Origin of the sequence: Sporomusa termitida (assembly GCF_007641255.1) — a bacterium.
GTDB classification, from domain to species: Bacteria; Bacillota; Negativicutes; order Sporomusales; family Sporomusaceae; genus Sporomusa; species Sporomusa termitida.
Map to the genome: position 1 here is coordinate 763,801 of NZ_CP036259.1, position 24,644 is coordinate 788,444.

Sequence of the window (24,644 nt, forward strand, 5' to 3'; positions counted from 1 at the left end):
TTATTCCGAATAAGCAGTATGGAATTATTGACAGGCCTGTATATAAGAATACTCTTTTGGTAATAAACTAAGATCAGAAATCAAAGGAGGTACAGGACCTGTATGGCTAATGATACGCTAATCAAAAGTGATGATACGACCAGCCGCGGTGATGTGGAATCAGTGCCTAATAAAGGCGATGCCAGCAGCACGAACAATCCGGACGGGCATTTTGACGTGCATAAGAACGCCAGGAAATATTATGATATCGAAAAAGCCCCGGCCTCTATGCCGGCAGTACATAAGTGGCAGCGGGAGCATATCAAGGTGCAGGATCAGTCGAAAGACGGTTTTCCGCTCAATGTCATTATTGATCCGGCCCTGCGCGAGATGTATCAGCATGTCCATGCGCAAGGTCTGACCAATGTGTTTGATCGCTTTGAACAACAGGAGAAGATTCGCTGCAATTTCTGTTCTTCCGGTCTGTCCTGCCAGCTGTGCGCCAACGGCCCTTGCCGGATCAGCCCCAAAGCCCCCCGCGGCAATTGCGGTGTTGATGCCGATGTTATGGTGGCCAGGAATTTTGTGTACCGCCATGTAACCATTGGCACCTCGGCGAATATCTTTCACGCCCAGCAGGCTGCCCGGGCCCTGAAAGCTGCTGCCGGGAACCCCGACAGCGGCCTTAAAATACGGGACAGTCAAAAGCTTTTAAAATATGCGGAAATGGCCGGCTTAAACAGCCGTGAGGAGTTAAACAAAGTCGCGGTTAATTTTGCCGACTGGGTGCTGGCCGATATGGGCAAACCCTACTGGGAAGAAGCCGCGATGGTGAAAGCATTCGCTCCTGCCAAACGCCAGGAGCTGTGGCGGAAGCTGAATATCTACCCCGGCGGTGGCTTCAGTGAGGTTGGTTTTGCGCAAACAAAGTGTATGACTAACCTCAACGCAGATGCTGTTGACTTTCTGTTAACCTCAGTCCGGCTGGGCATAATCAACGAATACCAGGGCTTGTTCGCCCTTGACATACTTCAGGAAATACTTATGGGCACCCAGAAAATCCGGGCGGCCAAGCAGAATATGGGACTCCTGCAAAAAGATAAGGTCAATATCATTACCAATGGCCATATGCCCCTCACGGCGCATGTGGTTATTGAACTGGCCTCCACGCCGGAATGGCAGGATAAAGCCCGGCAGGCCGGCGCCAGCGGCCTGCAGGTGCTGGGCCATGTCTGTGAGGGGCAGCAGCTGCTCAACTATAGTGATACCGGGGCAATGAGCGCTTACGCCGGCCAGGAGGGCGAGTGGCTTTCGGAGGAATATCTTCTGGCCACCGGTGCCGTGGACCTGTTTATGTTTGACTATAATTGCACCATTCCCACCCTGCCGCTTTATGCCCAGCGGTTTGGCACAATGATGGTAAGTACCCATGAAGTCATCCGCATGCCTGGTACCGAGGTTGTCGAGTTTAAGCCGGCAGAGATGAAACAGCAGGCAGCAAAAATTCTCGATATGGCCGTCAGCGCCTTTGGTAAACGGAAAGCGGAAAATCGTGAGGTATATATTCCCCCCCATGTTTCCGAGGGCTGCATGATTGGTTTTAGCACCGAGTCGGTTAAAGAAGCGCTCGGCGGCACCTGGAAACCGCTGATAGATGCCATTGCTGCCGGTAAAATCCGGGGTATCGCCACAATTGTCGGCTGCACCACCGCCCGCTACGGCCAGGGTGGCAGTAATATTTTCCGCATTACCAAAGGCCTGATCGAAAAAGACATTCTGATTCTATCCGGCGGCTGCACGTCTTCGGTAATGGAATACACCGGCCTAACTAATCCGCAGGCCGCCGAAGAATGCGGCCCCGGCCTGAAAGAGGTGTGTAAGGCCCTGGGAATTCCGCCGGTACTTTCTTATGGCGCCTGTGTCGATATCGGTAAAATGACGCAAACTGCCAAGGAAATCGCCGATGCCTTAGATGTGGATACCAATAAACTGCCGCTTGTTATTGGCGCCCCGGAATATCTGGAGCAGAAGGCGGTTGCTGATGCCTGCACCGCCATTGCTTTAGGCTGGCTCGTCCATGTCGCCCCGGTACCGTCCGTTACCGGCAGCGAGCTGGTGGTTAAGACGCTGACCGAAACCACTGAAACCCTGGGTCTGGGGAAACTCACGGTCGAAACCAGTGCCGACAAGACGGTGCAAATCTATGTGAACCATATTGAAAAGAAACGCAAAGAGCTGGGCCTGAATTAGTAAGACCGGCTAAACAAAAAAAGATTGCCACGGCATTGCTTAGCAGCGGTCAGCCGTGGCAATCTTTTTTCCGGATGTCTTTCTCCGGTATTCTGACGATAATAACGCCGTCGGTTCTGGGAAAAAAATTCGATTAGCTGTCGGAGATAAGCTATAATATAACTGTTATATCATTACCCAGCCTGGTTGTATATTTGAGTGACGAAGAGGAGGGTTTTTCTTTCATGCAAGACCATGAGCATAAAACAGATATGCAGGCGGTGTTAGAGGCCTTTAACCTGCTGGCGCCCTATCTCCAGCAACTATTTGAAGATGATGTTACACTGTCGGTGACCGATAAGCAAAAATACCTGACTATCCTGCACAGTCCCAGCATCAGGGTTAATGTCAAAGACGGCGATCCCCTGCCGGCAGGATCGTCTTCCAGCAAGGCTATTGCCCAGGCAGCGGCCATATCGATGGTAATACCCAAGGAAGTAGTCGGTATTGATGTGCGATCCGTTGATGTGCCGGTGAAAGACAACCAGGGCCAGGTAATCGGGACGATTGGTATTGCTAAAAGCCTTAACCGGCAGCGGGAGGTCTATAATCTGGCCAACAGTCTCTCCGCCTCACTCCGGCAGATTACCGACGGGATCAGCCATGTAGCGGCCGGTATTCAGGATCTGGTTACCTCTAATAAGGAGCTGCTGCAGTATACGGATGAAGCTAAACATGATACCAAGGATACGGATGAGGTCGTGGCTTTTATTAAAAATGTCGCCGGCCAAACCAATCTTTTAGGTCTGAATGCTGCAATTGAGGCGGCCCGTGCCGGTGAGCTTGGGCGGGGGTTTAGTGTGGTTGCCGGGGAAATCAGGAAACTCTCAAGCTCCAGTAACGAAAGCATAAGCCAGATTAATGCCATTTTGCAGCGGGTTCAATCCCAGGTTGGTTTGATTGGCCAGGGAATTCATAAGGCGAATGCGGTGGTCGAGGAGCAGGCCGCAGCTATCCAGGAGATAACGGCTTCCATTCAGGAGCTTAACGCCGCTGCCGGCATTCTGGAAAATATGGCGGAGAAGCTCTGATTCGCGGCTGCAGATAACCGCAGGCTAGGCAAAATGTAACTGGAAGCTCAGTGCTGTGTGTGCTGAGTTTTCTGCTGTGCATTGTACTGGTACCATACTGTAAAAAGACGAAAGTATTCCGGATTTTTTTACAGTATGGTAGAATCCTATTAGGGGTAAGATGAATGTAGGATTAATTGGAGGAATGTATGCGAAATAAGTTTAATCAATACTTTTGGGTAGCTGTCGGCTGTGTTATCGCCAGCATTTCCATTAATGGGTTTTTGGTCCCCCATCACCTGCTTAGCGGCGGGATTTCCGGTCTGGCTATTATTTTTTATTTTTTGTTTGGCCTGCCGATCGGCATACAGATCTTTGTGATGAATATCCCGTTGCTTTATGCTGCCTACCGGCTGCTGGGGAAAGACTATACGATCAACACAATATTTGGCACCATCCTTTTTTCTGTGGCCGTCGATGGCACTCGGTTTTTTTCGCAGTACAACCTTATTGATGACCCTATCATCTCCGCCCTGACCGGCGGGGTGATTTCCGGGATTGGCAGCGGCCTTATTTTCCGGGTCAATGGCAATGCCGGCGGACTCGATATCGTTGCTGCCATTGTCAAAAAATACTATTCTCTTAATTTTGGGGTCGTTGGTTTTGCCATTAACTGTGTTATTATGGTGGTTGCCGCCCTGTTATTCGGGCTTAAGCTGGCCATGCTGACGCTATTTGCCATGTTCGTCACCGCTAACCTGACCGATAAGGTGGTAGAGGGCTTTAACCGCAGGAAAACGGTCTTTATCGTTTCCTACAATACTGACAGTATTGTTTCGTCCATCCTAAAAGAGGTGGGGCGGGGGGTTACTATCCTTAACGGCGAAGGCGCTTTTACCCATCAAAGCAAGCAGGTGCTGTTTGTCGTCGTCAGTCTTACCCAGATTGCGAAGATTAAACAGCTTGTCCACGAGTCTGATCCCCAGGCGTTTATGATTGTTCAGGATGCGGCTGAAGTTATGGGGCGGGGCTTTACGCTGCCGAACTCCAGACAACTATGATGAGCGCAAGTTTGCCCAATATTTTCTCAGCTTTTTATTGCTGTCCGGCACTATTTGCGGTACAATATTGCTATACGGCCAACCAACCAGAATAACTTCCTGGAGTGACTAGGAGGACAGAGCTTTTCGAGCAAAGAAAGGTTCGATAATTCTAGCAACTGATTATGCCCCCGGGAAGCTCCTTCTAACCGGATGTCCGCCTTCAAATAAACGGAGGTGCATTCGTATGAGCGGACAGGAGATTATGTTGTTAGTACTGGTGGGGGTTGGCTGGACAGTGGCATTGTATTATAAGTCATGTAAGCTTCTTGGTATTAATACCAAAAAACAATAAAGTATGTGAATCTACAAAAATCACCATTTATGAGATGTTAATGGTGATTTTTTGTTTATAATTTTAGCCAATCTTTAACGAATATATAGTCTTAATAAAGATTGACAGTTTATCAGTATATATTTAAAATAATGGTACAAGGTTATATAATTTTCCAATATTTTAATTAAAAAAAGAAATCTGTAAAAAAAAATTGTGGTCTGGTAGCGTAGTTAGATATAAGGAGGTGAAAAAGTATCTAATATAAATATCTGAAATCAGGCATAAGCCATTAAAGTAATCACTAAATAAAATTTGGAGGCTGAGTGTGTATGAGTGATAAGGAACAGAAGATTTTAACGACAAATTTGGGTAATCCAGTTTTCCATGATCAAGACTCGATTACCACAGAAAACCCCCGATATACTTTATTGAGTGATACTCATCTCATTGAAAAGCTGGCTCATTTTGACCGGGAAAGAATCCCCGAGCGTGTTGTGCATGCCAAAGGAACCGCAGCCCACGGTTACTTTGAGGTTACCCACGATATTACTAAATATACCCGGGCGGCTTTTCTCTCTGAGATTGGCAAGAAAACAGATCTTTTTCTCCGGTTTTCCACAGTAGGCGGAGAAAAGGGTTCGGCCGATTCGGCAAGAGATCCCAGAGGTTTTTCTATTAAGTTTTATACCGAAGAGGGCAACTATGACATGGTTGGCAATAATACCCCCATTTTCTTTATTCGTGATGCCATCAAGTTCCCCGATTTTATACATACACAAAAAAGACACCCGGCTAAGCATACCAAAGACCCTGATATGATGTGGGATTTTCTGTCCCTTACCCCTGAATCTATTCACCAGGTCACAATTCTTTTCTCTGACCGGGGGACCCCTAAAACCTTCCGACATATGGATGGGCACAGCAGCCACACCTTTATGTTCTATAACCATGAGGGCCAACACTACTGGTTTAAATGGCATTTTAAAGCTGACTTAGGCTTTAAGACCCTTACTGAGGCAGAAGCCACTGAATTGGCCGGCAAAGACCCGGACAGTGCCACCCGGGATCTGTTTGACAGCATCGAAAAGGGTGATTATCCGTCCTGGACCGCCTATGTGCAGATCATGCCGCCGGAAGACGCCGCCACTTACAAATTTGATCCTTTTGATATTACCAAGGTTTGGTATCATGCGGATTATCCGTTAATTCCGGTTGGCAAGATGGTTTTGAACCGGAATCCGGACAATTTCTTTGCCGAAGTGGAGCAGTCTGCTTTTTCACCGGGGAACTTTGTTCCGGGAATCGCGGCCTCACCGGACCGGATGCTGCAGGGACGTTTGTTTAGCTACCCTGACGCTCATCGTCACCGCCTGGGGCCAAACTTTCACCAGATACCGATTAATAAACCTAAGGCCGCCAGTGCCAGCACCTATCAGCGTGATGGTTTCATGACCGTTGATGACAACGGCGGTGCGGGGCCTAATTATTATCCTAACACCTTTGGCGGACCGGCTCCTGCTCCGGAGTATGCGCCACCGGTGCTGCCTGTTACCGGCACGGTTGCGCGGCATGAATATCCATTGGCTGATGTGGATTTTGTTCAGGCCGGAGAACTCTACCGCCGGGTAATGAGTGATACCGACCGGGACCATCTGATTTCGAATATCTGTGGCAACCTGGGGCAAGCCCAAAAAAGAATTCAGCTCCGGCAGGCGGCTTTATTCTATAAAGCAGATGCCGATTATGGAAAACGTGTTGCTGAAGCTCTGGGGCTGGAGGTGGCGGCCGTACAAAAACTGGCGGCAATGTCCCAGGCGGAGCGGGTGCAAGCCACATTGGCCTAGTGAAAGCAGAGCATGGAGAAAGGGGCTGAATGGCAATGGGGAAGAATTTAGGGATCTACCAATGTCCGGCCGGCGACTATATGCCGGCAGCCTATTGCAAGCTCCATGGCTTATGGAAATCAAGCATCAAAAACTAAACGGGCTGAGTTTTTTCCCGCTACAGAAAGCAGATTCGAAAAAAGGATGCCTTCAAGGCATCCTTTTTTCCAGTCGAAATGTCACGGGGACGGTTCTCTTGACACACCCAATATTATATGTAAAGATAAATTGTGGGTGATAATTAATGCCGAGACATGCCAGGCGAAAAAGTCAATCGGGAATTTATCACATAATGCTGCGTGGAAATGAACAAAAGGCAATTTTTGGTGCAAATGAGGATAAGGATAAGTTTGTCAAAATCCTTTGGCAAAAAAAGCAAGACTCTAAAGAAAAGCTGTATGCATTTTGTATTATGGATAACCATGCCCATTTAGTGTTGCGAGAAGATCTGGAAAGTGGTGATCCCGTTCACACGCTCATGAAACGCATTGGCGTAGCTTATGCCAACTATTATAATCAAAAATTAAAAAGGGTCGGTCATGTTTTTCAGGACCGCTTTCGCAGTGAGCCGGTAGAAGATGAAGCCTATCTGCTTTCCTTGCTCAGGTATGTCCATCATAATCCGCAGAAAGCTGGCGACAAACGTGGTTTAAGTTATCCCTGGAGCAGTTATGGCCTGTATATGGGTGGTCCGGTTGACCGCAGCCTGTGTGAGGTGGAAGAAATTCTTGAGCTGTTCCATATTAATAAAGCGATTGCCCAAGAATGCTTTGCCCGGTTTCATCGGGCCGTGGAACCCAAAACCTTCTTGGATGTACCGGAAAGGTCTGATAAAGAACCTGCTGTTATATTACAGGAATTATTGGTTAAACATAGAATAAACCCTGAGGATATAAATAAAAGGGAGTGTTTGTCTGCTCTGAGGCATGTCATCCGGGAACTTGTACAGGCAACAGGCATTTCGCTGCGGCAAGCAGCTGAAATAGTGGGAATTAACAGGGAAAAACTGAGGAAGCTGGTTATGTCAAAAGAACCGTCCCCATGACAGCCCATGACAGAAGGAGATGCAGCAATGATTAAAGAATTTGAAGGAATCACACCAACTCTTGATGAAAAAATTTTTATTGCCGATGGTGCCAAGGTGATTGGAGCAGTGACAATGCAGGCATTCAGCAGCCTGTGGTTTAATGTTGTCGTCAGAGGTGATGTAAACCGGATTGAAATCGGCAAATATTCCAATGTACAGGACAGTAGTGTTGTGCATGTTGCTGATGAGCATCCGGCCCTGATTGGCGATTATGTTACGGTTGGTCACAATGCCATTATTCATGGCTGCACAATTGAAGAGCATTGTTTAATCGGCATGGGGGCAGTCGTGCTTAATGGTGCCGTCGTCGGCAAGGGCAGCATTATCGCAGCCGGCGCCGTGGTTAGAGAGAACCAGGTAATTCCCCCGCACTCTCTGGTAGTCGGGGTACCGGCAAAAATTATTAAATCAGTGCCGGGAGAGTGGGACAGTATTCATGCACAGGCAATAAAATACAAAACGTTGTGGTCTGAGCGCTACAAGGTGATGCCGGCGGCCGGCGGTGAGCGCTATCAGGGGGAAAAAATAGTATAGGGAGGCAAGAGCCATGAAGTTTGACTTTATTTATCAACGCCACAGTGTCCGGCAGTTTACCGGTGAACAAATACCTGAGGAGACGATTAAAGAGCTGATTAAAGCCGCTGTCCAGGCTCCTTCCGGCAAAAATCAGCAAAACTGGCATTTTGTTGTTGTAACCGATAAAAGTAAAATTGCCGAGATTGCCCGGCTGGTTGAAGCCAAAAATGCCGAGCTGAGCACCTATTTAAAAGATGAGGCCAAAATTAAGGCTTTTCGGGGCACTGTCGGCTATCATACCGTTTTCAAGGGAGCACCGGTGTTGATTCTGGTTTATGCCGGTCCTTATGAAACCATTGCTGATATGCTGCTGGCTGACGGTATGATGCCTGCAAGTGAGACTGAACAATACGCCCGGGCCAATCCGGGTATCCAGAACATTGCCGCCGCCATGGAGAACCTGCTGCTGGCTGCTGCCAGCAGTGGTTATGGTACTTGCTGGATGACCGGGCCAACCTATGCGGCTGAGGAAATAACCAGGTATGTCGGCTTTGCCAAAGACGGGTACCATCTGGCCGCAATGACCCCGCTGGGGGTGCCGGCCAATGACAAGATCACAGCAACGCCGCGCAAGCCGGTAGAAGATGTGATGACTATTTTACGGTAGCGGCCGGGGTTAAACACCGCCATAATCATATTTAACAGGCAGGATGCTGATTAATGAGCATCCTGCCTGTTTTTTTATAATGCCGGATAGAAATCCTGCAACCGGGTTTCCTGGCCGGGGTTAAGCACAATGAACTCTTCATCCCATGGGCCTGTCAGCAGTTTTTGTAATAACCGCAGGGAACCGGGAACAACCCCGTACTGCATATTCAGCCTGGCGGCGAATTTTTGGACGCTATTTACCATCTCGCCGATATCATAGGAACCGGTATCGATAATGAGAAACCGGGTGTAATGGTGCAGCAGCTTTTTTACCAGCCGCAGGGCCTTTTGCTCCCCATAATGCTCAACCCAGGCTGTATAGGACCACATAATATTCCCGCCAGGATCAAGCCAGCCTTTGGTCAGGAAATAGGTGCTGATTTCATTGGGGATGCTTTTGCGGGCTTTGGTTGATCCCAGCAGCAAGGTGATGCAGTCATCAATGCGGGGAATGACAAGGGTGGCCTGGGCGGCTCTGAGGCCGGTCAGGCCATTGCCGCAGCAGCCAAAGGCCAGGAGAATTACGTCGTCCGTGCTGCTCAGCCCGTTAATCTGTTCCTGGAGTTGCCGGCGCAGCTCGTCCGGGGTGTTATGCAAGCCGGAAGCAAAGTAAAATACAGGATAGCTGGTACCTGCCTGTTGCCTGGCCAGCTCAACCTCAGCCTGCATCGTCTGGCAGGCCAGTAAAATTGTGGGCATTAGAGCCACCCCCTTCCATTTGTCTCGCCCTAAAACTAAAATCTAACATAACCAAGACACTACTGTTTGTCCAAGACCAGGGCGCTCGCTTCTTTTAGGGTTAAGCCCCTTGTTTCCGGCGCCCAGGCCACACAGACCACTAACCCCAGAAAAGTCAGCAGGGTGCTGAGCAGCATGGTAGTGCTTATGCCCAGGGTTTGTAAAGAATAGGGCAGGGCAAAAGTGCCAATGGCGGCGCCGATCCGGCTGATGGCAGTCACTACGCCGACGGCCGAGGCGCGGATGCTGGTGGGAAACAGCTCGTTGGGATAGATCCAGTCAAGGGCACTGGGCGGGCCGGAGAAAAAGGCATAGACAGCAAAGCCGCAGAAGATCAGCCAGGCCGGGGCTCCGGGCGCTATCCCTAAGACGAACATGGCCAGGGTCATAAAGCTAAAGCTCCAGATGATGAGGGGACGCCGGCCAAAGCAGTTAACAAGATAGATTGACGCTAGCGTCCCGGTGAGAAAAAATATGTTGATGACGGCATAGCCGATGATCCAGTCATTGCCGCTGCCCAGACGGAAGGCCGCTAAAATTTGCGGGGCAAAGGTATAAATGGCAAAACACGGCGCTACCTGGAAGGTCCAGAATAAGCCCACAAACAGGGTTTTTTTGAGATAATCCGGTTCCAGCAGTTTGCGGAGCCGGGTTTTCTCCGTTGCCCCCTCATCCAGGTCCTGCAGGCTGGCATGAGGTCCGTATACCTGTTTAATCACTGCAAGCGCCTCACCGGTTTGTCCCTTGCTGGCAAGCCAGCGGGGCGACTCGGGGGTGCCCCAGCGCCCGCTCACTAGTATAAGGGCAGGGATGGCAGCGCTCCCCAGCATCCACCGCCAGGCATCAGGGCCTGTCTGTAACAGCAGGTAGCCGGCGATACCGGCGGCAACGGCACCCGCATACCAGGCGCTGGCCAGCAGTCCCATCATGGCGCCGCGATACCGGCGGGGTGAGAACTCGGCCAGCAAAGCGGTGGCAATCGGATAATCTGCACCAACCGCCAGCCCAATGAGAAATCTTAGGAAGACTAGTTCTCCGGCTGTAGTAATAAACATTTGCAAAATTGAAAAAATTATAATCCCAATAAGATCAATTTTGTACATAAACTGGCGGCCGGTCAGGTCGGTCACATAGCCAAAGACTGCGCCCCCCACCAATAAACCGATCAGGGCGGCGGCGCCGATCATCCCTGTCCAGAAGGAGTCCAGCTGAAGTTCCGGCTGCAGCTGGAGCAGGGCCATACCGATGATTGTCAGGATATAGCCGTCTAAAAAGGGACCGCCGCTGGTATAAACAGCCAGCTTTTTTAAGAAAGGCGTCAAGGGTGAATCTTCGACGCCGGGCAAGTGAGTAGTTTTTGTCATTTTTCAGCCTCCTTGGGTAGATCATGTTATTAAAAAAATAAAGCAAATATTATGCCAATTGCTGTGATAGAGGAGCGATGCTGAAAAATAAATACCGGTTAGCCCTGCGCAATGGGCTGTTTTTTATCTGAAAAGACTTATTCATTTTGTTTTGTAGGCCGAGGATTTAATGCCCAGCTTACGCAGGCGGTAATGCAGGTCCTGGCGGGAAATGCCCAGTTGCCTGGCACTGTCGCTTACGTTGCCGTTAGTCAGTCGCAGGGTGTTGTGTATTAACTCGGCCTCACACTGCCGGAGGTATTCCACCAGCGGTTTGCCGGTTGTTTCAGCTGCCGGCAGGGTAGCGGGCTTTTTTTCCGCTAAATTATTAAGCATGCGTTTTATTAAAAAGGCGGGCAAATCTTCCAGGACCACCTCGGTTGCCGTGCTTTCAACAATACTCATGGCGCTCTCAATGACATGCTCCAGCTCCCGCACATTGCCCGGCCATTTATATAGGGATAAAAGCTCCAGCAAGTCGGGTGAGATCTGATGAATCGCCAAATGTAGCTGCTCGTTAAAGCGGGCTATAAACTCCTGGGCGAGTACGGGAATATCCTCCGGGCGCTGTCTGAGGGGCGGGATATGTAAAACAACAGGTGTTAAACGGTAGAGGAGATCATCCCGGAAAGAGCCGCTGCCGGCAGCTTCATATAAATTCTGGTTGGTTGCGCTGAGGATGCGGCAGTTGATTTTACGCTCGGTTTTGTCGCCGAGCCGCCGCACCTTTTTATCCTGCAGTAAGCGCAGCAGCTTGGCCTGCAACGGAATACTCAGTGAGTTGATTTCATCCAGGAACAAGGTGCCATTTTCGGCCTGCTCGCATAGTCCCGGGGCATCAATAGCGCCGGAGAAGGCCCCTTTTACCGTACCCATCAGCAGACTCTCCATCAGGGTTTCCGGGATTGCGGCACAGTTGACGGCGATGAAGGGGCGTGAGCTATAGGAGCTGGCATTATGGATTCCCTGGGCAAAGAGTTCTTTGCCGGTGCCGGTTTCCCCATAAATCATTACTGTCGAGGCGGTTGTGGCTATCCGGCGGGCTTGCTTAACCGCCTGCTTGATTAAGGGGCTGATGCCGACAATGTCATCAAGGGTGAAGCTGGTGCCGTTGGGCCGGTTTTTTGATTTGTTCTGATCGAAACAGTTGACAACCTTTGTTAAAAGCTCGTTGATAGAGGGGATATCCCGGTTAATGGAGTACACTGCCGTGAGTTCGCCATCCTCGAAAAATGGATAGGAATTGTAAACAATATCAACCCTTTTTCCGGTATATAAATGATAGGTCATGTACTGCTCCAGAAGCGGTTTTTTACTTTGCATCACGGCCATGCGCTGCAGGGTCCCCGATGGCAGCGAATAGACGTCAACATCCTTCCTGCCCAGCATATTCGACCTTTTGGTAGCCTCGATTTTCTCAAAGGCCTGGTTGTAAATCAGGATAGTTCCATCTTTATTGGCCGCATAGACACCTTCCGATATCGCGTCGATAATTTCGTGCAGCAGCCTGTTTTCCCGGCTTAATTCCTCCCGGCTTTTTTGTTTATGTTCAAGCAATGAAGATCACCCCTTCACGTAGCGTGTAGAGAAAAGAATTTTTTCAGTGACAAGATTCTTTTCATTTGCGTAAATCCCTGGTAGACATACTGTTTATTCCGTATAGGTGAAAAATAATTCTTCACCGGATAGACAAAGTGCTGTTTTTAAAAAGATAACAGCCTTTGCCGGCAATAAGGGGATTTTTCATAAAAATCAAACTATTCGGGGTTTGTTCCGGCCTTGTTGTCAATTATGGCATAACAATTGCGTTAGTTACTGGCGAAACCACACCTGGAGGAGGGGAAATAAGGCAGACCGTACAGGCGGAATCATTTAAATTGTAGTCAGGAGGGGCGTGCAATGAGTACAGAAGAAAAAAAGATTGATCAAATGTTGTTTTGGCCGCCATTATTATTAGTTGCCGTGATCTGCGGGGCAATTATTACGAATCCTGAGGCCGGAACCAATGCCGTAAACACCGTATTCACCTTTTTAACCGGCCAAATGGGCTGGGCTTATGAAATCTTTGTTCTGGCCAATCTGGGGGTAGTGCTCTACTTTATATTTGGTAAATTTGCCAATAAGAGATTTGGCGGCGAAAAACCGGAGTTTAGCACCCTGAGCTGGCTGGGGATGCTTTTCTCGGCCGGTACCTCGGCTGCTATTCTGTATTGGAGTCCGATTGAATTTTACTTTTATCTCACGGCGCCTCCTTTTGGCTTAGAACCGCTGTCCCCGGAGGCTACAGCCCTGGCGACGGCATACCCCCTGTTTCACTGGGGACCCAGCAGCTATGCCCTCTATGTCGGGGTGGGCGTTGTATTCGGCTACCTGTTTTTCGTGCAGGGCAAAGAGGTGTTCCGCCCCAGTACGGCCTGTGAAGCGATGCTCGGCAGCCATGCCAGCGGTTATGTGGGTAAAGCTATTGACATCTTTTATATGGTAGGGATTATTGCCGGGATCAGTACTTCGATTGGCCTGGGAACACCGCTGTTGAGCGAGGTTATTACCAAGATTACCGGTATCCCGCATACGCTGGGCCTGGATGCCGCCATCCTGATTATTTGGACAGTTATTATCGGCATCAGCGTGTACGGGGGACTGGATAAAGGCATCAGGCAATTAAGTGATTTCAGAAACTGGCTGGGCTTTGCCCTGCTGGCTTATGTTCTGATTGTAGGGCCAACGGCGTTTATGTTTAACAATTTTTTTGACAGCCTGGGTGTTATGTTCAATAACTACTTTAGAATGAGCCTGTATACCGATCCTGTGCAGAAATCAGGTTTCCCTCAGGGGTGGACAATATTTTACTTTGCCTGGTTTATCGCCTTTGCTTTGAGCACCGGCATCTATCTGGCACGGATCTCACGGGGCCGAACGGTGCGGGAGTTTACCTTAGGGGCCACCTTCTCCGGTATTACCTGTGTCTACACCTATTTTATGGTTTTTGGCAACTATACCATGGATCTGCAGGCCCGGGGCGTGTTAAACCTTGCTGAAATTATAAAAACCGAGGGAGTGCCACGGGCGATTGTGGAGATATTTGCGACTTTGCCCTTGGCCTCGGTCATCCTGCCGATTATTTTGGTGCTGCTGTTTATTTCCACGGCAACGGTTATTAATAGTATAGCATATACACTTGCTATGGTAACTACTGAAAAATTAAAAGCCGGTGAAGAACCTGCCAAATGGAACCGGGTATTCTGGGCGCTGGTTTTAGGAGGCCTGTCACTCACGCTCATATTCCTGGGCGGCATGAAACCATTGCAGGCTGCCTCGGTTGCCGGATCATTCCCGACCATGTTTATCATGGCGATTATCCTGATCGGCTTCATTAAAAAAGCGGGCCGTGAATGGGAGGTCGCCAAGCCTGAAGGCCTGCCGGCTGCAGGGGACAGTAAGGAGACTGGCCGGCCGGTTAAGCCGGAAAATGAAAATATCAAAGCGTAAAACATAAACCTGTGTAGGAGTGTGAGACGATGTTCAGATTTACTGCAGAACAACATGTGTATGACATTAATGGTGTAAAGATCGGCGGCCAGCCGGGCGAGTTCCCGACAGTGCTGATTGGCAGTATGTTTTACCGGGGCCACAAGATTGTCGAGGACGCAACCAAAGGTAGTTTTAATGAGACCGAGGCCAAAGCGCTGCTGGCGCAGGAGGCCGAGCTGAGCGCCGAGACGGGTAATCCCCGGATTGTGGATGTTTTAGGCGATACCCCGGCAGCGCTGGCCCGTCATGCCGAGTTTATTCTCCGCCACACCTCTTCCCCGTTTCTGCTGGACAGTGTCAGTCCCGAGATCCGGACCGGGGCCTTGCAATTGCTGGGGAAAGACCCGGCTATTACTAACCGGCTGATCTATAATTCGATTGAAGAAAACTATACGGAAGAGGAACTGCACATTATCAAGGAATTTGGCATCAAGACCGCAGTCGTGCTGGCGTTCAGCAAGAAACACCTGAAACCAACCAGCCGGCTGAAGTTGTTGCAGGGCGATGACAAGACCGAGGGCCTGATCGCGGCAGCCAAACGAGCCGGTATTGAACAGCTGCTGGTAGACCCGGGGGTGCTGGATGTGGCCAGCAACAGCTGGACAACCAGGGCTATTTACGATGTTAAAGAGCAATTAGGCTACCCGGGCGGCTGCGCCCCGTCTAACGCCTTATATCTGTGGAAAAAGATGCGGTCTAAAGGGTCCCCGTATTTTGAGGCGGCAGGAACAGCGGTCTTTACCTACCCTGTCACTCAGGGCGCCGATTTCCTCCTGTACGGCCCGATCCTGAATGCCCCCTGGGTATACCGGGGCATTGCAACAACTGATGCCATGCTGGGCTATACCACCAAGCTTACCGGTACCAAGCTGGGGACGGCGGAGCATCCGTTACTAAAGCTGTTTTAACTGTGCAGCCCGGTTCCCCGGTGAGATATAACATGAAAAAGAGGTGTTGGTTATGATTCCGAAATTTAATGTATTAACACCCGCGCAGGTTGATCAGGTTCATGAGCAAACTATGAAGATTTTGAGTGAGATCGGCGTAGAGTTCTCCTATCAGCCGGCGCTTGAAGTGCTGAAGTCGCACGGCCAACGAGTAGAAGGACAGCGGGTGTATTTTTGCCGGCAATTTGTGGAGGCGCAGGTGGCTAAAGCGCCGGCCGAGTTTTTACTCCATGCGCGCACCCCCCAAAACAACCTGACAGTCGGCGGGGAAAATATCATCTTTATGCCTGGTTACGGCGCCCCGTTTATCCATGCAGCAGACGGCAGCCGGCGCAACTCGACCATGGCAGACTTTGATAATTTTGTTAAACTGGCGCAACTGAGCCCGAACCAGCACATGACCGGCGGCAATGCTGCCGAACCGAACGATGTGCCTGATTCGATCAGGCATTTAAAGATGGCCTACAGCTCCATCATCCATTCGGATAAATGCTTTATGGGCAGTGCCTCCGGTTATGATAAAGCGCAGGATAATATTGAAATGACCGCAATTCTTTTTGGCGGCCGGGAGGTTATTAAAGCCAAACCGGCTTTGATTTGCCTTATCAACTCGGTTACCCCCCTGAAATATGACGATCGGATGCTGGGCGCCCTGATGGCGTACGCCGAGGCCGGCCAGGCCATGGTTATTGCTTCCCTGGTTATGGCCGGGTCCACAGGGCCGGCCACAATGGCCGGTGCGTTAGCCCTGCAGAATGCCGAGGTGCTGGCCGGCATCACCCTGGCCCAGAGTATTAATCCGGGTACACCGGTGGTGTACGGCTCAACCTCAGCGATTACGGATATGCAGACAGGCTCACTGTCCATCGGTAATCCGGAAGGGGCCTTGTTTACCTCGGCCAGTGCGCAGCTGGCAAGGTTTTACCGGGTCCCGAGCCGGGGCGGCGGCGGTTTGAGCGATGCCAAGATTGTTGATGCCCAGGCCGGCTATGAATCGATGATGACCCTAATGGCAGCCAGTGTGACCGGGATTAACTTTGTCCTGCACACCGCCGGCATTTTGCAATATTTTATGGCCATGTCTTATGAAAAGTTTATCGTCGATGATGAGATTGCCGGAATGATCCTGCGATATTTGCGCGGTATTGAATTTGCTGAGGATAAATTTGCCTTTGAGGTCATTGCCAAGGTCGGACCGGGCGGGCATTTCCTGACCCAGAAGCATACCCGGCAAAATCATGCCAGGGAGCTGCGGCGGGCAACACTCAGTGACCGCCTGTCTTATGACGGCTGGGGAAAAGAGCGGCTGGACACGAATCAGCGGGCCGAGCGGAAATGGAAGGCGATGCTGGCCGAATATCAGGCGCCGGCACTGGCCAGCAGCACCGACCTGGCTTTGCAGTCCTTTATTAAGACAAGAACGGCTGAATTATAAGGCCAGCCTGGTTTTCGCAAGGTATTGTACGGAAAATAAAAAGATAACGGAGGTATATGGATATGGCTGATATTTTTGCAAATCTTAAGCAGGCTGTTCTTGATGGTGATGAAGAACTGGTGGCCGAATATGCCCAGCGGGTGATTGACGAAAAGATTGATCCGGTCGCCGCGATTGAAAAAGGCCTTATCAAGGGAATTGAGGAGCTGGGGGCCAAGTGGAAAGCGGGCGAAGCATTTTTGCCAGATGTCATGATGGCGGCCGATGCTCTTAAAACCGGTCTTGATATGCTGGAGCCGCTTATTGCCGAGTCCGGCGCCACCGGCGGCGAGGCTAAGGGCAAGGTGATTATTGGTCAGGTAGCCGGTGATATTCATGATATCGGCAAAAATATCGTCGGCGCTTTGCTGACGGCTGCCGGCTACAAGGTGTATGATATCGGTATCGACCAGCCGGCCGAGAATTTCCTGGCCAAGGCGGAAGAGGTCGGAGCCGGCGTTATTGCCGCCGGGGCCTTATTAACCACCACAATGGCTGCGCAAAAGCATATTATCGAATATCTTAAAGGCCAAAATGTGCGGGATAAATATAAGGTTATGATTGGCGGCGGTCCCACCAGCCAGGCCTTTGCCGATGAGATCGGCGCCGATGCCTGGGCTGAGACTGCTGACGAAGCCGTAATGCTGTGCAATAAGCTGATTGCCGGCTAAACTGAATACAAACCGGCCTGCCTTTTGCGACTGCACATAGGCCGGCCGGTTTTTTCCCAGCGCCATAGTTATATCCGGCTTAACCGGAAATACTAATTGTATTGCGTAATAACCCTTGCCAGGATAGGGGAGGCATATAAGATTCCATGCCTATAGAACTGACGGTGCCAGCGGTTTTTAACAGCATAGGTGATCACAGCTATGCTGTGCTGCTGGGAGCCATGCTGCTGGCCGGTGTCGGCGTGCCCTTGCCGGGCGAGCTGACACTGGGGTTTACCGGCTATTTAGTATATACCGGCCAGGTGGACCTGATGCCGGCGATTGCCGCCACCACGGCCGGTGATTTGCTGGGGGCTGTGTTTAGTTACGGTGTCGGTTATTTTGCCCGCACCCGGGTTGTAGCCCAATATTTATATTTTTTCCTGCCGGCCGAGGCCAAGCTGGCTAAGCTTACCTGCTGGCTTAACCGCTACGGTATTGCCGCCTTGATGATCGGCAGGCTGCTGCCTGTTATCCGGGGGGGAATCCCCCTGACCGCCGGTTTTGTCCGGATGAATGCCAGGCTGTACCTGACCGGCAGCCTGATTAGCTCAGCCGTCTGGTGCAGTGCTATTATTTCTTTAAGCCTGGGCCTGGGCCATAACTGGCAGCAGCTTTCCGGTTTGGCAACAAATGCCGGTCTGGCGGCTGCCGGCCTGATCATTATTATCTTTGCCGGCGGTTATATGCTGCGCAGGTTATAAATAGTATATTACTATAAAGATAATATAATGGCAGGTAGTATTGCTGCGGCACTGCTACGGCGGGGGTGAATATGCTGACTGTGAATTTGGTTGCGGCTAAAGCCGGTACGCAGAGCTTCGATGCCGAGGCCCATCGGGGCGGGCGGGATGCCAGGCCGGAAAATACACTGATTGCCTTTGCTTATGCCATGACGCTGGGAGTAACTACCCTGGAAATGGATATGCAAATGACCAAAGACGGTAGAATTGTTATCAGCCATGATCCCTATATGAACAATTATCTGGCTAAAGGCCCGGACGGCCGGTATGCGGAACCCGGGAAATATGATATCCGGACAATGACGTTAGCTGAGATCAAACAGTTTGACCTTGGCACTATGAACCCGGCCGCCGGCGATTATTATGAAAGCCACGGCAAAACCCAGCTAGCCTGTCCGGGGATGAAGATGCCTACCCTGGAAGAGGTTTTTGAATTGGTCAAGGCGTATGGTAATGACCAGGTAATGTTTAACCTGGAGACGAAAACCTACCCTGAGCCGGCTTTGCCGGCGGCTAAGAATAGTCCTGCTCCGGCTGTATTTGTAAAAACAGTCTACAAAATTATAAAAAAATACCGGCTGGAAGACCGGGTTATGCTCCAGTCTTTTGACTGGCGGAATTTGAAAGCGATGAAAAAGCTGGACCCTGGCATTGCCCTGGCAGCACTTACCTGTGAACAGCCTGCCTGGGGCCGTGGCAGTAGGTGCCGTCAACCGGGTGAGCCCAGGGCCTCGCCCTGGATGGCCGGTCTGGATATTGATACTTTCAAAGGCGACTATGTAAAAGCCGCCAAGGCTGTCGGCGCTGATGTCGTATCACCGTACTGGGAAGAGTTGTCTAATGAACTGGTCAGTGAAGCCCATGAGCTGGGCATGAAGGTTGTACCCTGGACTGTAAATCAGCCTATTAAGATGAGCATGCTGCTGGCTATGGGCGTAGACGGGATCATCACTGATAAACCGTGGCTGCTGCGGGAGCTGCTGATCAACAGGGGAATTGCTGTAGCCGCGCCAACGGTCAATGCCGGCAATCCCTACCATACCGGTACCGGAATTGCGGCCGGGGCTGCCAGGATAGGCTTATAATCCCTCTTGGGCAACGGTAGGATTAGGGCAACCTCCCACCAGACCAGGTTCTGATTATTCTATCTTGACGAAATTAATCGAATAATGTAGAATTAAGGCAGAGTAATATAGAGGGAATGAGCATGAATAAGCATAAGCCACCGTTTATGGTGGAAAGTAGCAAAAGTGTCGGGACCGCGGCGATGCTGCTGGCCTTAACCCGGACTATGGCCGACGAGGATACGGTCAAAGCGATGCTTGCCGAACAGGGCTATAAAGTCGTGGTGACGGAAGTAGGCGGGAATTCGGCTGTGTCTGAATTCCAGGGCAAGGTGACGAAGGCGGTGCTGGGAGCCGCGCTGAATACCGGCATCATCACTAAGACCTCAGCCAATTACCATGCGCTGCTGCATGCGACCGATGAAGCCAAACGGGGCATCATGGTCAATGTAGCGAGCAGTGCCAGTATTGCTGTCAAAATAGCCATTGTGCGGGATAGCCAGTGGGTTGCTGTTGCCTTATTCGGGGAATCGGCGATTCATCCGCTGACTAACCATGAGCGGGCAGGTCTGGGGATTATGCATTTAGGTATGTAAAACTAATAGCGAGTGAATGAGGGACAGAGTGGAATTTATTCCAAGCTGTCCTTTTTGTGTTTTTTAAACCCTCTATACCACGCAAATTATTGATAAAGGACAAGGAGTGATTTATTGTGAAAGCACTTGCAGGCATAAGAGTATTAGATTTAAGCCGGGTTTTGGCAGGACCGTACTGCACAATGATGCTGGCTGATTTCGGCGCAGATATCATTAAGATTGAACCACCTGATGGTGGCGACGACTCCCGGGCTTTTGGCCCTTTTATCGGTAACGAAAGCGCTTATTTTATGAGTCTCAACCGGAACAAGCGTTCAATGACCCTGAACTTCAAACGTCAGGCCGAGTGCGACCTGTTTAAAGAAATGGTAAAACAGGCCGATGTGGTTGTTGAGAACTACCGGCCGGGGACCATGGAGAAATTCGGGCTTGGTTATGATGTTTTACAACAGATTAACCCTAAGCTGATCTATGCTGCCTGCTCCGGCTTTGGCCATACCGGGCCATACCGGGATAAACCCGCCTACGATATTATTGTCCAGGCTATGGGGGGCATTATGAGTATTACCGGGGCAGAAAACGGGGAACCGACCCGGATTGGCGCTTCTATCGGGGATGTTATTGCCGGCATGTTTACCGCCTATGGGGTTATGCTGGCCCTGTACCACCGGGAGCGGACCGGGGCCGGGCAAAAAGTTGATGTCGGCATGCTGGATTGTCAGCTGGCAATCCTGGAAAACGCAATAGCCCGCTATGTGACTTCGGGAGCAGTTCCCGGACCGTTAGGCAATCGCCATCCCTCGATTACACCTTTTGCGTCTTACACGGCCAGTGATGGTTATATTATTGTCGGGGCCGGCAATGACCGCCTGTGGGAACGCTTGTGCACCATCCTGGACCGCCCGGACCTGATAAAAGATCCGCGTTTTGATAATAATGGCCATCGTACCGCTCATGCCAAAGAGCTGGGCGATATCCTAAATGGAATTTTTAAGGCCGGGACAATTAAGGAATGGCTGGCCATTCTGGAGGCGGCCGGCCTGCCGTGCGCGCCGATTAACACCATTGATAAGGTTGTCAATGACCCTCATGTTAAGGCCCGGGATATGATTGTGGAGGTGGAGCATCCGGTAGCCGGCAGCCTGAAAATGCCCGGGGTGCCTGTAAAGCTGTCGGCAACGCCCGGCGCTGTTGAAACCCATGCCCCGCTGTTAGGGCAGCATACCGGGGAGATATTAAAAGAAATTTTGGGCTGGGACCAGGAACAAGTTGACTCGTTTTTCAGCAATAAACTAAGTGGCGGCCAGTCCCCGCTTATGCGGGCTGATTAAGATAAAACACACAAATAATTGATTAATAGCGCTTGCCAAAATAATTAGAGTATGTTATTATCTAAGTGAGCACCATCCTTATAGCGCTTTAGATTCAAGCCCAGTGCAGTAGGTAGGAAACATCCCGTTTTCCGTTTGTTGCAAATTGGTTATTAATCTGGCAGGATAGTGTTTTTCGTTTATCAAAAATTAGTTTAAATCGCGTTTGAGCCATCCAGTGTAAGTAAAGTGAAGGTGTAAAATCAATTAGCTTGTTTCAATTAGTAATTTGTGTAAGCTTGGTAAGCAGTGTGTACAGTAAATGCTATAGGGATGGGCGCTCTCCAGGTAAGGAGGAAGGTTAAGCCTTCCTCCTATTATGTTGTAGGTTGCGGTGCTGCCCAGACGGCGTGCAGGGGGATAAAGCTGTGAATATATTTTTTTGGGATATTGACGGGACACTGATCAGAACGTCCAAAGCCGGCTTAGTTGCCTTTAGCCAGGCAACCGAAGAGCTGTGGAACAGGTCAGTGGATTTTGCCAATATCAAGGCAGCCGGCATGACCGATAATTTTATTGCCAGGCAGATTATCCGGTCAGTGTTCAGGCGGGAGGCAGAACCGGCAGAAATTGAACTGTTATGCCGCCGTTATGAATCATTCCTGCCGGCGCAGCTTGCTGCCAGACCGGGCTGGGTTTTACCCGGTGTCCGGGAGATCTTGTCGGGGCTTGCCGGCCAGGAGGACTGTAAGCTGCTGCTGTTGACAGGCAACAGTTCCTGCGGGGCCCGGATAAAACTCAAGCATTTCGGACTGGCCGATTTTTTTGATTTTTCTGTCAGCGCTTTCGCCGGGCAGTATGAACTGCGAGTTGACATAGCCCGCAGCGCGCTTGCCAGCGTCCAGGCCAACTGGGGTACTCCTGACAGGCAGGCAATATACGTGATTGGCGATACGCCGCATGATATCGAATGTGGTAAGGCCATCGGGGCCTACACCATCAGTGTGGCTACCGGAACCTATTCGGGCGAACAACTGGCAAGCTGCTCACCCTGGTGGCATGTTGATACCCTGCCGGCCGCGGAAGATTTTATTAGAAAAACCCGGCTTGTGCCAGGTCCTTCCGGGCGCCGGCAGGAGCCAGCTGGTCCCTGTAGGGTATAGATTTTTCTTATCCCTTAGATCATAGCCTTGAATTCTGATGGAGTAGAAAAAAACAGCAGCCCGCAAGGTACTGAGTGAAGTGCCTTGGGGCTGCTGTTTTTGATTTCCTCAGAATGGATGAAGCGCAATTGCCGTGTGCTCGCTAATAACCCAGTTCTTCGCCTGCCAGCCAGACATGAATAGCAGAGGCCGGCGGACATTTATGAATGACTGTATCCACATTACATAACCGTGTCGGTCCCTGGCAATCGACACAGTAACCGGTTTCCACACAAGGATTGGGCCGGTTTAACCGCTTATTGTTTGCCGGGGCTGCTGTGGCCCGGATACGCTCCCGGGCTTCTTCAAGGCTAGCGGCAATTTTATTGATGCCGGCCAGAACAATAACTTTTTTGGGGCCAAAGATCATGGCTGCGACCCTGTTGCCGGTGGCGTCAGTGTTTACCAGCCGGCCGTCCTGCGTGACGGCATTGGTGCTTGTTAAAAATACATCACAGGTTAATTGCCGGCGCCGGATGTCTAGTATCTGTTCCGGACTTAGACCTGGTTTGTGATGACATAAAACAGTATTGCCCCGGGCTTCCAGCTTTTCCACTAATTCAAGCTGGATCAGGGTCCAGGAACCGCCGATCCCTACGGTCGCCGCCGGCGGGATTACGGACAACAGTTGGTCGATAGCTGCAGCAGCGGTGGGGAAATAGGCGGCAGTAAATCTGTTTTTTTGCAAGGCTGCCACCGTCTGTAAGGCCAGTTTCTCAGTATGCATCATTATTCCTCCCAAAGTAGAACGTATACTTTATTGCTATAATAAACGGTATCATGATACGATATGTATGTAATTTTAAGCAGGTTGCCGGTTTGGCGGCCTGTGAATAGCCTGCAGCGAAACCCCGGGCGCTGTATACCGTCTGAAATATTTGGTATGGGACAAGGCTGCCAGCAAGGCGGCAACAGGCTTAAGGCGCAACAGATGATGCAGCAGCCAGCAGACAAAGGCCACACTGCCAAGGGTATAGATATATTGTATGAGAAAAATCATAATGCCGGGGGCAATCGACATCACCTCATAACCAATCTGGCCGGTCAGCCAGTGCGTTACCGGCAGGGAAACAATATAGGCAAAGAGAAAGACGGTCAGGGGGCTAACCTGAATGGATTGCTGCGGGCAAAAATTCATACAGGCCATGCAGCTGTCACAGGTGTAGGTCCAGTGCGGTTTGCCGCCGACCATGACAATGGAGGCTTTGGGGCAGAGGCGCTGACATAAGCCACAGCCGGTGCAGGTGTTGGACGCAAAGAACAGTTTAGCCAAAACCAACTGGCCAATAATTAAATACATAAGCGATATCCGGGCTAATAAAAGGCCGGTGCAGAGCGGCAGGAGGCCGCGATAAACGGTCTGGCCGGCGGTGATTGCCTGGGCCAGTTTCGTTACCTTGGCCGCGGCTTTAGCAAAAATGATGTTTACATTCTTCTCATTCAGCCCCCAATGCACGGCCGTCCAGTTGGAAGGCATATCAACCGCGGCCACGCCCCTTATTTTATAGCCTTTGAACCACAGGAGCAGGGCGATCAGATAGCCTGCAGTCCCCTCCATACCAGGCAGGGTTAGGCCGAACATTCTGGTGCCTGCCCGTGTTGGCAGGAGTACAGCATGAATACCGTTGCTCTGGGGCAGGCGAAATATATATTTTATCATTAACCAGGGGGCGGTAAAGCCATGAGTTGGATAGCTGAAAACCAATAAGTCCTGAGCCCCGATGTTGACGTCGATTTGTTTATTTTCGTTAACCTGAAATAATTCGGCGGGGACTTGTTTGACAGACTCTGAAAACCATTTAGCAACCTGGTATGAATTTCCTGTCCCGGTCATAAAGAAACCTGTTATTTTAGTGTACATGCAATTCACCTCATTCCTATTATATAATAAACCCATTTTATATTGTTAAATTATTAATTAAGAACGCCGGACCAGTATTCACCTTTGGAGGAAGCGCATCGTAATTGTCGAATTTACTTTTATTAGAGTAAAGATACAGGCTGCAAGTGATACTTGCAGCAGGGAAAAACTTAAAAATGGAGGGAAAAAGGATTATTTACTAACTGAAAGAAAAGA

22 protein-coding genes are annotated in these 24,644 nt (G+C 50.3%); 17 read left to right on the top strand and 5 right to left on the bottom strand.

Annotated features, from left to right (window positions below):
* Nucleotides 1-102: 102 nt before the first annotated feature.
* The 8 genes from cooS to SPTER_RS03420 all read left to right on the top strand — a co-directional run bounded on the left by cooS (nucleotide 103) and on the right by SPTER_RS03420 (nucleotide 8,808).
* On the top strand, nucleotides 103-2,229 hold the full coding sequence (gene cooS / locus SPTER_RS03390; protein ID WP_144349059.1) for an anaerobic carbon-monoxide dehydrogenase catalytic subunit: 2,127 nt from the start codon (nucleotides 103-105) through the stop codon (nucleotides 2,227-2,229).
* 458 nt (nucleotides 2,230-2,687) lie between these two features.
* Nucleotides 2,688-3,299 (top strand): methyl-accepting chemotaxis protein, encoded by a 612-nt coding sequence (locus SPTER_RS25580; protein WP_425474353.1) that lies wholly within the window; start codon nucleotides 2,688-2,690, stop codon nucleotides 3,297-3,299.
* Between the two features lie 188 nt (nucleotides 3,300-3,487).
* Nucleotides 3,488-4,339 carry a YitT family protein gene (locus SPTER_RS03400; RefSeq protein WP_144349061.1) on the top strand — a complete coding sequence of 284 codons (852 nt, stop codon included), beginning with the start codon at nucleotides 3,488-3,490 and terminating at the stop codon, nucleotides 4,337-4,339.
* Nucleotides 4,340-4,984: 645 nt separating this feature from the next.
* A complete protein-coding gene (locus tag SPTER_RS03405) occupies nucleotides 4,985-6,499 on the top strand; it encodes a catalase (protein ID WP_144349062.1) in 1,515 nt (504 codons plus the stop codon).
* A 35-nt stretch (nucleotides 6,500-6,534) separates the two neighbouring features.
* On the top strand, nucleotides 6,535-6,636 hold the full coding sequence (locus SPTER_RS25195) for a class II SORL domain-containing protein (RefSeq protein ID WP_246105463.1): 102 nt from the start codon (nucleotides 6,535-6,537) through the stop codon (nucleotides 6,634-6,636).
* Between the two features lie 194 nt (nucleotides 6,637-6,830).
* The gene (locus tag SPTER_RS03410; protein ID WP_170233131.1) at nucleotides 6,831-7,583 is read left to right on the top strand and encodes a transposase; all 753 of its coding nucleotides are present in this window, start codon (nucleotides 6,831-6,833) and stop codon (nucleotides 7,581-7,583) included.
* 27 nt (nucleotides 7,584-7,610) lie between these two features.
* Nucleotides 7,611-8,159, top strand: a complete 549-nt coding sequence (locus SPTER_RS03415; RefSeq protein WP_144349064.1) for a gamma carbonic anhydrase family protein — start codon at nucleotides 7,611-7,613, stop codon at nucleotides 8,157-8,159.
* Nucleotides 8,160-8,172: 13 nt separating this feature from the next.
* Entirely contained in the window at nucleotides 8,173-8,808 is a 636-nt protein-coding gene (locus tag SPTER_RS03420) for a nitroreductase family protein (protein ID WP_144349065.1), read from the top strand.
* Nucleotides 8,809-8,882: 74 nt separating this feature from the next.
* On the opposite strand, the gene SPTER_RS03425 is transcribed toward SPTER_RS03420, so the two are convergent.
* The 3 genes from SPTER_RS03425 to SPTER_RS03435 all read right to left on the bottom strand — a co-directional run bounded on the left by SPTER_RS03425 (nucleotide 8,883) and on the right by SPTER_RS03435 (nucleotide 12,547).
* Nucleotides 8,883-9,548, bottom strand: coding sequence for a DUF1638 domain-containing protein (locus SPTER_RS03425; RefSeq protein WP_144349066.1), 666 nt, complete (start codon nucleotides 9,546-9,548; stop codon nucleotides 8,883-8,885).
* Nucleotides 9,549-9,607: 59 nt separating this feature from the next.
* Nucleotides 9,608-10,951, bottom strand: a complete 1,344-nt coding sequence (locus SPTER_RS03430; RefSeq protein WP_144349067.1) for an MFS transporter — start codon at nucleotides 10,949-10,951, stop codon at nucleotides 9,608-9,610.
* 141 nt (nucleotides 10,952-11,092) lie between these two features.
* Nucleotides 11,093-12,547, bottom strand: a complete 1,455-nt coding sequence (locus tag SPTER_RS03435) for a sigma-54 interaction domain-containing protein (RefSeq protein WP_144349068.1) — start codon at nucleotides 12,545-12,547, stop codon at nucleotides 11,093-11,095.
* 342 nt (nucleotides 12,548-12,889) lie between these two features.
* Between SPTER_RS03435 and caiT the strand changes: the two genes are divergently transcribed.
* From caiT to SPTER_RS03480, 9 genes are all read left to right on the top strand, one after another.
* A complete protein-coding gene (gene caiT / locus SPTER_RS03440) occupies nucleotides 12,890-14,479 on the top strand; it encodes an L-carnitine/gamma-butyrobetaine antiporter (RefSeq protein ID WP_144349069.1) in 1,590 nt (529 codons plus the stop codon).
* A gap of 29 nt (nucleotides 14,480-14,508) precedes the next feature.
* Nucleotides 14,509-15,429: a [methyl-Co(III) glycine betaine-specific corrinoid protein]--tetrahydrofolate methyltransferase MtgA gene (gene mtgA, locus SPTER_RS03445; protein ID WP_144349070.1), complete on the top strand. Its 921-nt coding sequence runs from the start codon at nucleotides 14,509-14,511 to the stop codon at nucleotides 15,427-15,429.
* A gap of 52 nt (nucleotides 15,430-15,481) precedes the next feature.
* Nucleotides 15,482-16,903: a glycine betaine--corrinoid protein methyltransferase gene (gene mtgB, locus SPTER_RS03450; protein ID WP_144349071.1), complete on the top strand. Its 1,422-nt coding sequence runs from the start codon at nucleotides 15,482-15,484 to the stop codon at nucleotides 16,901-16,903.
* A gap of 62 nt (nucleotides 16,904-16,965) precedes the next feature.
* The gene (gene mtgC, locus SPTER_RS03455) at nucleotides 16,966-17,613 is read left to right on the top strand and encodes a glycine betaine-specific corrinoid protein MtgC (RefSeq protein ID WP_144349072.1); all 648 of its coding nucleotides are present in this window, start codon (nucleotides 16,966-16,968) and stop codon (nucleotides 17,611-17,613) included.
* Nucleotides 17,614-17,759: 146 nt separating this feature from the next.
* Nucleotides 17,760-18,356, top strand: coding sequence for a DedA family protein (locus SPTER_RS03460; RefSeq protein ID WP_144349073.1), 597 nt, complete (start codon nucleotides 17,760-17,762; stop codon nucleotides 18,354-18,356).
* A 71-nt stretch (nucleotides 18,357-18,427) separates the two neighbouring features.
* Nucleotides 18,428-19,480, top strand: coding sequence for a glycerophosphodiester phosphodiesterase (locus SPTER_RS03465; RefSeq protein WP_144352727.1), 1,053 nt, complete (start codon nucleotides 18,428-18,430; stop codon nucleotides 19,478-19,480).
* Between the two features lie 122 nt (nucleotides 19,481-19,602).
* A complete protein-coding gene (locus SPTER_RS03470; protein WP_144349074.1) occupies nucleotides 19,603-20,055 on the top strand; it encodes a HutP family protein in 453 nt (150 codons plus the stop codon).
* Nucleotides 20,056-20,171: 116 nt separating this feature from the next.
* On the top strand, nucleotides 20,172-21,386 hold the full coding sequence (locus tag SPTER_RS03475) for a CaiB/BaiF CoA transferase family protein (RefSeq protein ID WP_144349075.1): 1,215 nt from the start codon (nucleotides 20,172-20,174) through the stop codon (nucleotides 21,384-21,386).
* A gap of 407 nt (nucleotides 21,387-21,793) precedes the next feature.
* Entirely contained in the window at nucleotides 21,794-22,528 is a 735-nt protein-coding gene (locus SPTER_RS03480) for an HAD family hydrolase (RefSeq protein ID WP_144349076.1), read from the top strand.
* Between the two features lie 142 nt (nucleotides 22,529-22,670).
* Here the strand turns inward: SPTER_RS03480 and SPTER_RS03485 are convergent, their stop codons facing one another.
* A complete protein-coding gene (locus tag SPTER_RS03485; RefSeq protein ID WP_144349077.1) occupies nucleotides 22,671-23,297 on the bottom strand; it encodes a lactate utilization protein in 627 nt (208 codons plus the stop codon).
* Nucleotides 23,298-23,369: 72 nt separating this feature from the next.
* Complete coding sequence (locus tag SPTER_RS03490) at nucleotides 23,370-24,428, bottom strand: EFR1 family ferrodoxin (RefSeq protein ID WP_144349078.1); 1,059 nt, start codon at nucleotides 24,426-24,428, stop codon at nucleotides 23,370-23,372.
* Between the last annotated feature and the right edge of the window lie 216 nt (nucleotides 24,429-24,644).

Excerpts from the sequence above, each read along its gene's own strand:
- cooS (WP_144349059.1), top strand. The coding sequence starts at position 103 with ATGGCTAATGATACGCTAATCAAAAGTGATGATACGACCAGCCGCGGT.
- SPTER_RS25580 (WP_425474353.1), top strand. The coding sequence starts at position 2,688 with ATGGTAATACCCAAGGAAGTAGTCGGTATTGATGTGCGATCCGTTGAT.
- SPTER_RS03400 (WP_144349061.1), top strand. The coding sequence starts at position 3,488 with ATGCGAAATAAGTTTAATCAATACTTTTGGGTAGCTGTCGGCTGTGTT.
- SPTER_RS03405 (WP_144349062.1), top strand. The coding sequence starts at position 4,985 with ATGAGTGATAAGGAACAGAAGATTTTAACGACAAATTTGGGTAATCCA.
- SPTER_RS25195 (WP_246105463.1), top strand. The coding sequence starts at position 6,535 with ATGGGGAAGAATTTAGGGATCTACCAATGTCCGGCCGGCGACTATATG.
- SPTER_RS03410 (WP_170233131.1), top strand. The coding sequence starts at position 6,831 with ATGCTGCGTGGAAATGAACAAAAGGCAATTTTTGGTGCAAATGAGGAT.
- SPTER_RS03415 (WP_144349064.1), top strand. The coding sequence starts at position 7,611 with ATGATTAAAGAATTTGAAGGAATCACACCAACTCTTGATGAAAAAATT.
- SPTER_RS03420 (WP_144349065.1), top strand. The coding sequence starts at position 8,173 with ATGAAGTTTGACTTTATTTATCAACGCCACAGTGTCCGGCAGTTTACC.
- SPTER_RS03425 (WP_144349066.1), bottom strand. The coding sequence starts at position 9,548 with ATGCCCACAATTTTACTGGCCTGCCAGACGATGCAGGCTGAGGTTGAG.
- SPTER_RS03430 (WP_144349067.1), bottom strand. The coding sequence starts at position 10,951 with ATGACAAAAACTACTCACTTGCCCGGCGTCGAAGATTCACCCTTGACG.
- caiT (WP_144349069.1), top strand. The coding sequence starts at position 12,890 with ATGAGTACAGAAGAAAAAAAGATTGATCAAATGTTGTTTTGGCCGCCA.
- mtgA (WP_144349070.1), top strand. The coding sequence starts at position 14,509 with ATGTTCAGATTTACTGCAGAACAACATGTGTATGACATTAATGGTGTA.
- mtgB (WP_144349071.1), top strand. The coding sequence starts at position 15,482 with ATGATTCCGAAATTTAATGTATTAACACCCGCGCAGGTTGATCAGGTT.
- mtgC (WP_144349072.1), top strand. The coding sequence starts at position 16,966 with ATGGCTGATATTTTTGCAAATCTTAAGCAGGCTGTTCTTGATGGTGAT.
- SPTER_RS03460 (WP_144349073.1), top strand. The coding sequence starts at position 17,760 with ATGCCTATAGAACTGACGGTGCCAGCGGTTTTTAACAGCATAGGTGAT.
- SPTER_RS03465 (WP_144352727.1), top strand. The coding sequence starts at position 18,428 with ATGCTGACTGTGAATTTGGTTGCGGCTAAAGCCGGTACGCAGAGCTTC.
- SPTER_RS03470 (WP_144349074.1), top strand. The coding sequence starts at position 19,603 with ATGAATAAGCATAAGCCACCGTTTATGGTGGAAAGTAGCAAAAGTGTC.
- SPTER_RS03485 (WP_144349077.1), bottom strand. The coding sequence starts at position 23,297 with ATGATGCATACTGAGAAACTGGCCTTACAGACGGTGGCAGCCTTGCAA.
- SPTER_RS03490 (WP_144349078.1), bottom strand. The coding sequence starts at position 24,428 with ATGTACACTAAAATAACAGGTTTCTTTATGACCGGGACAGGAAATTCA.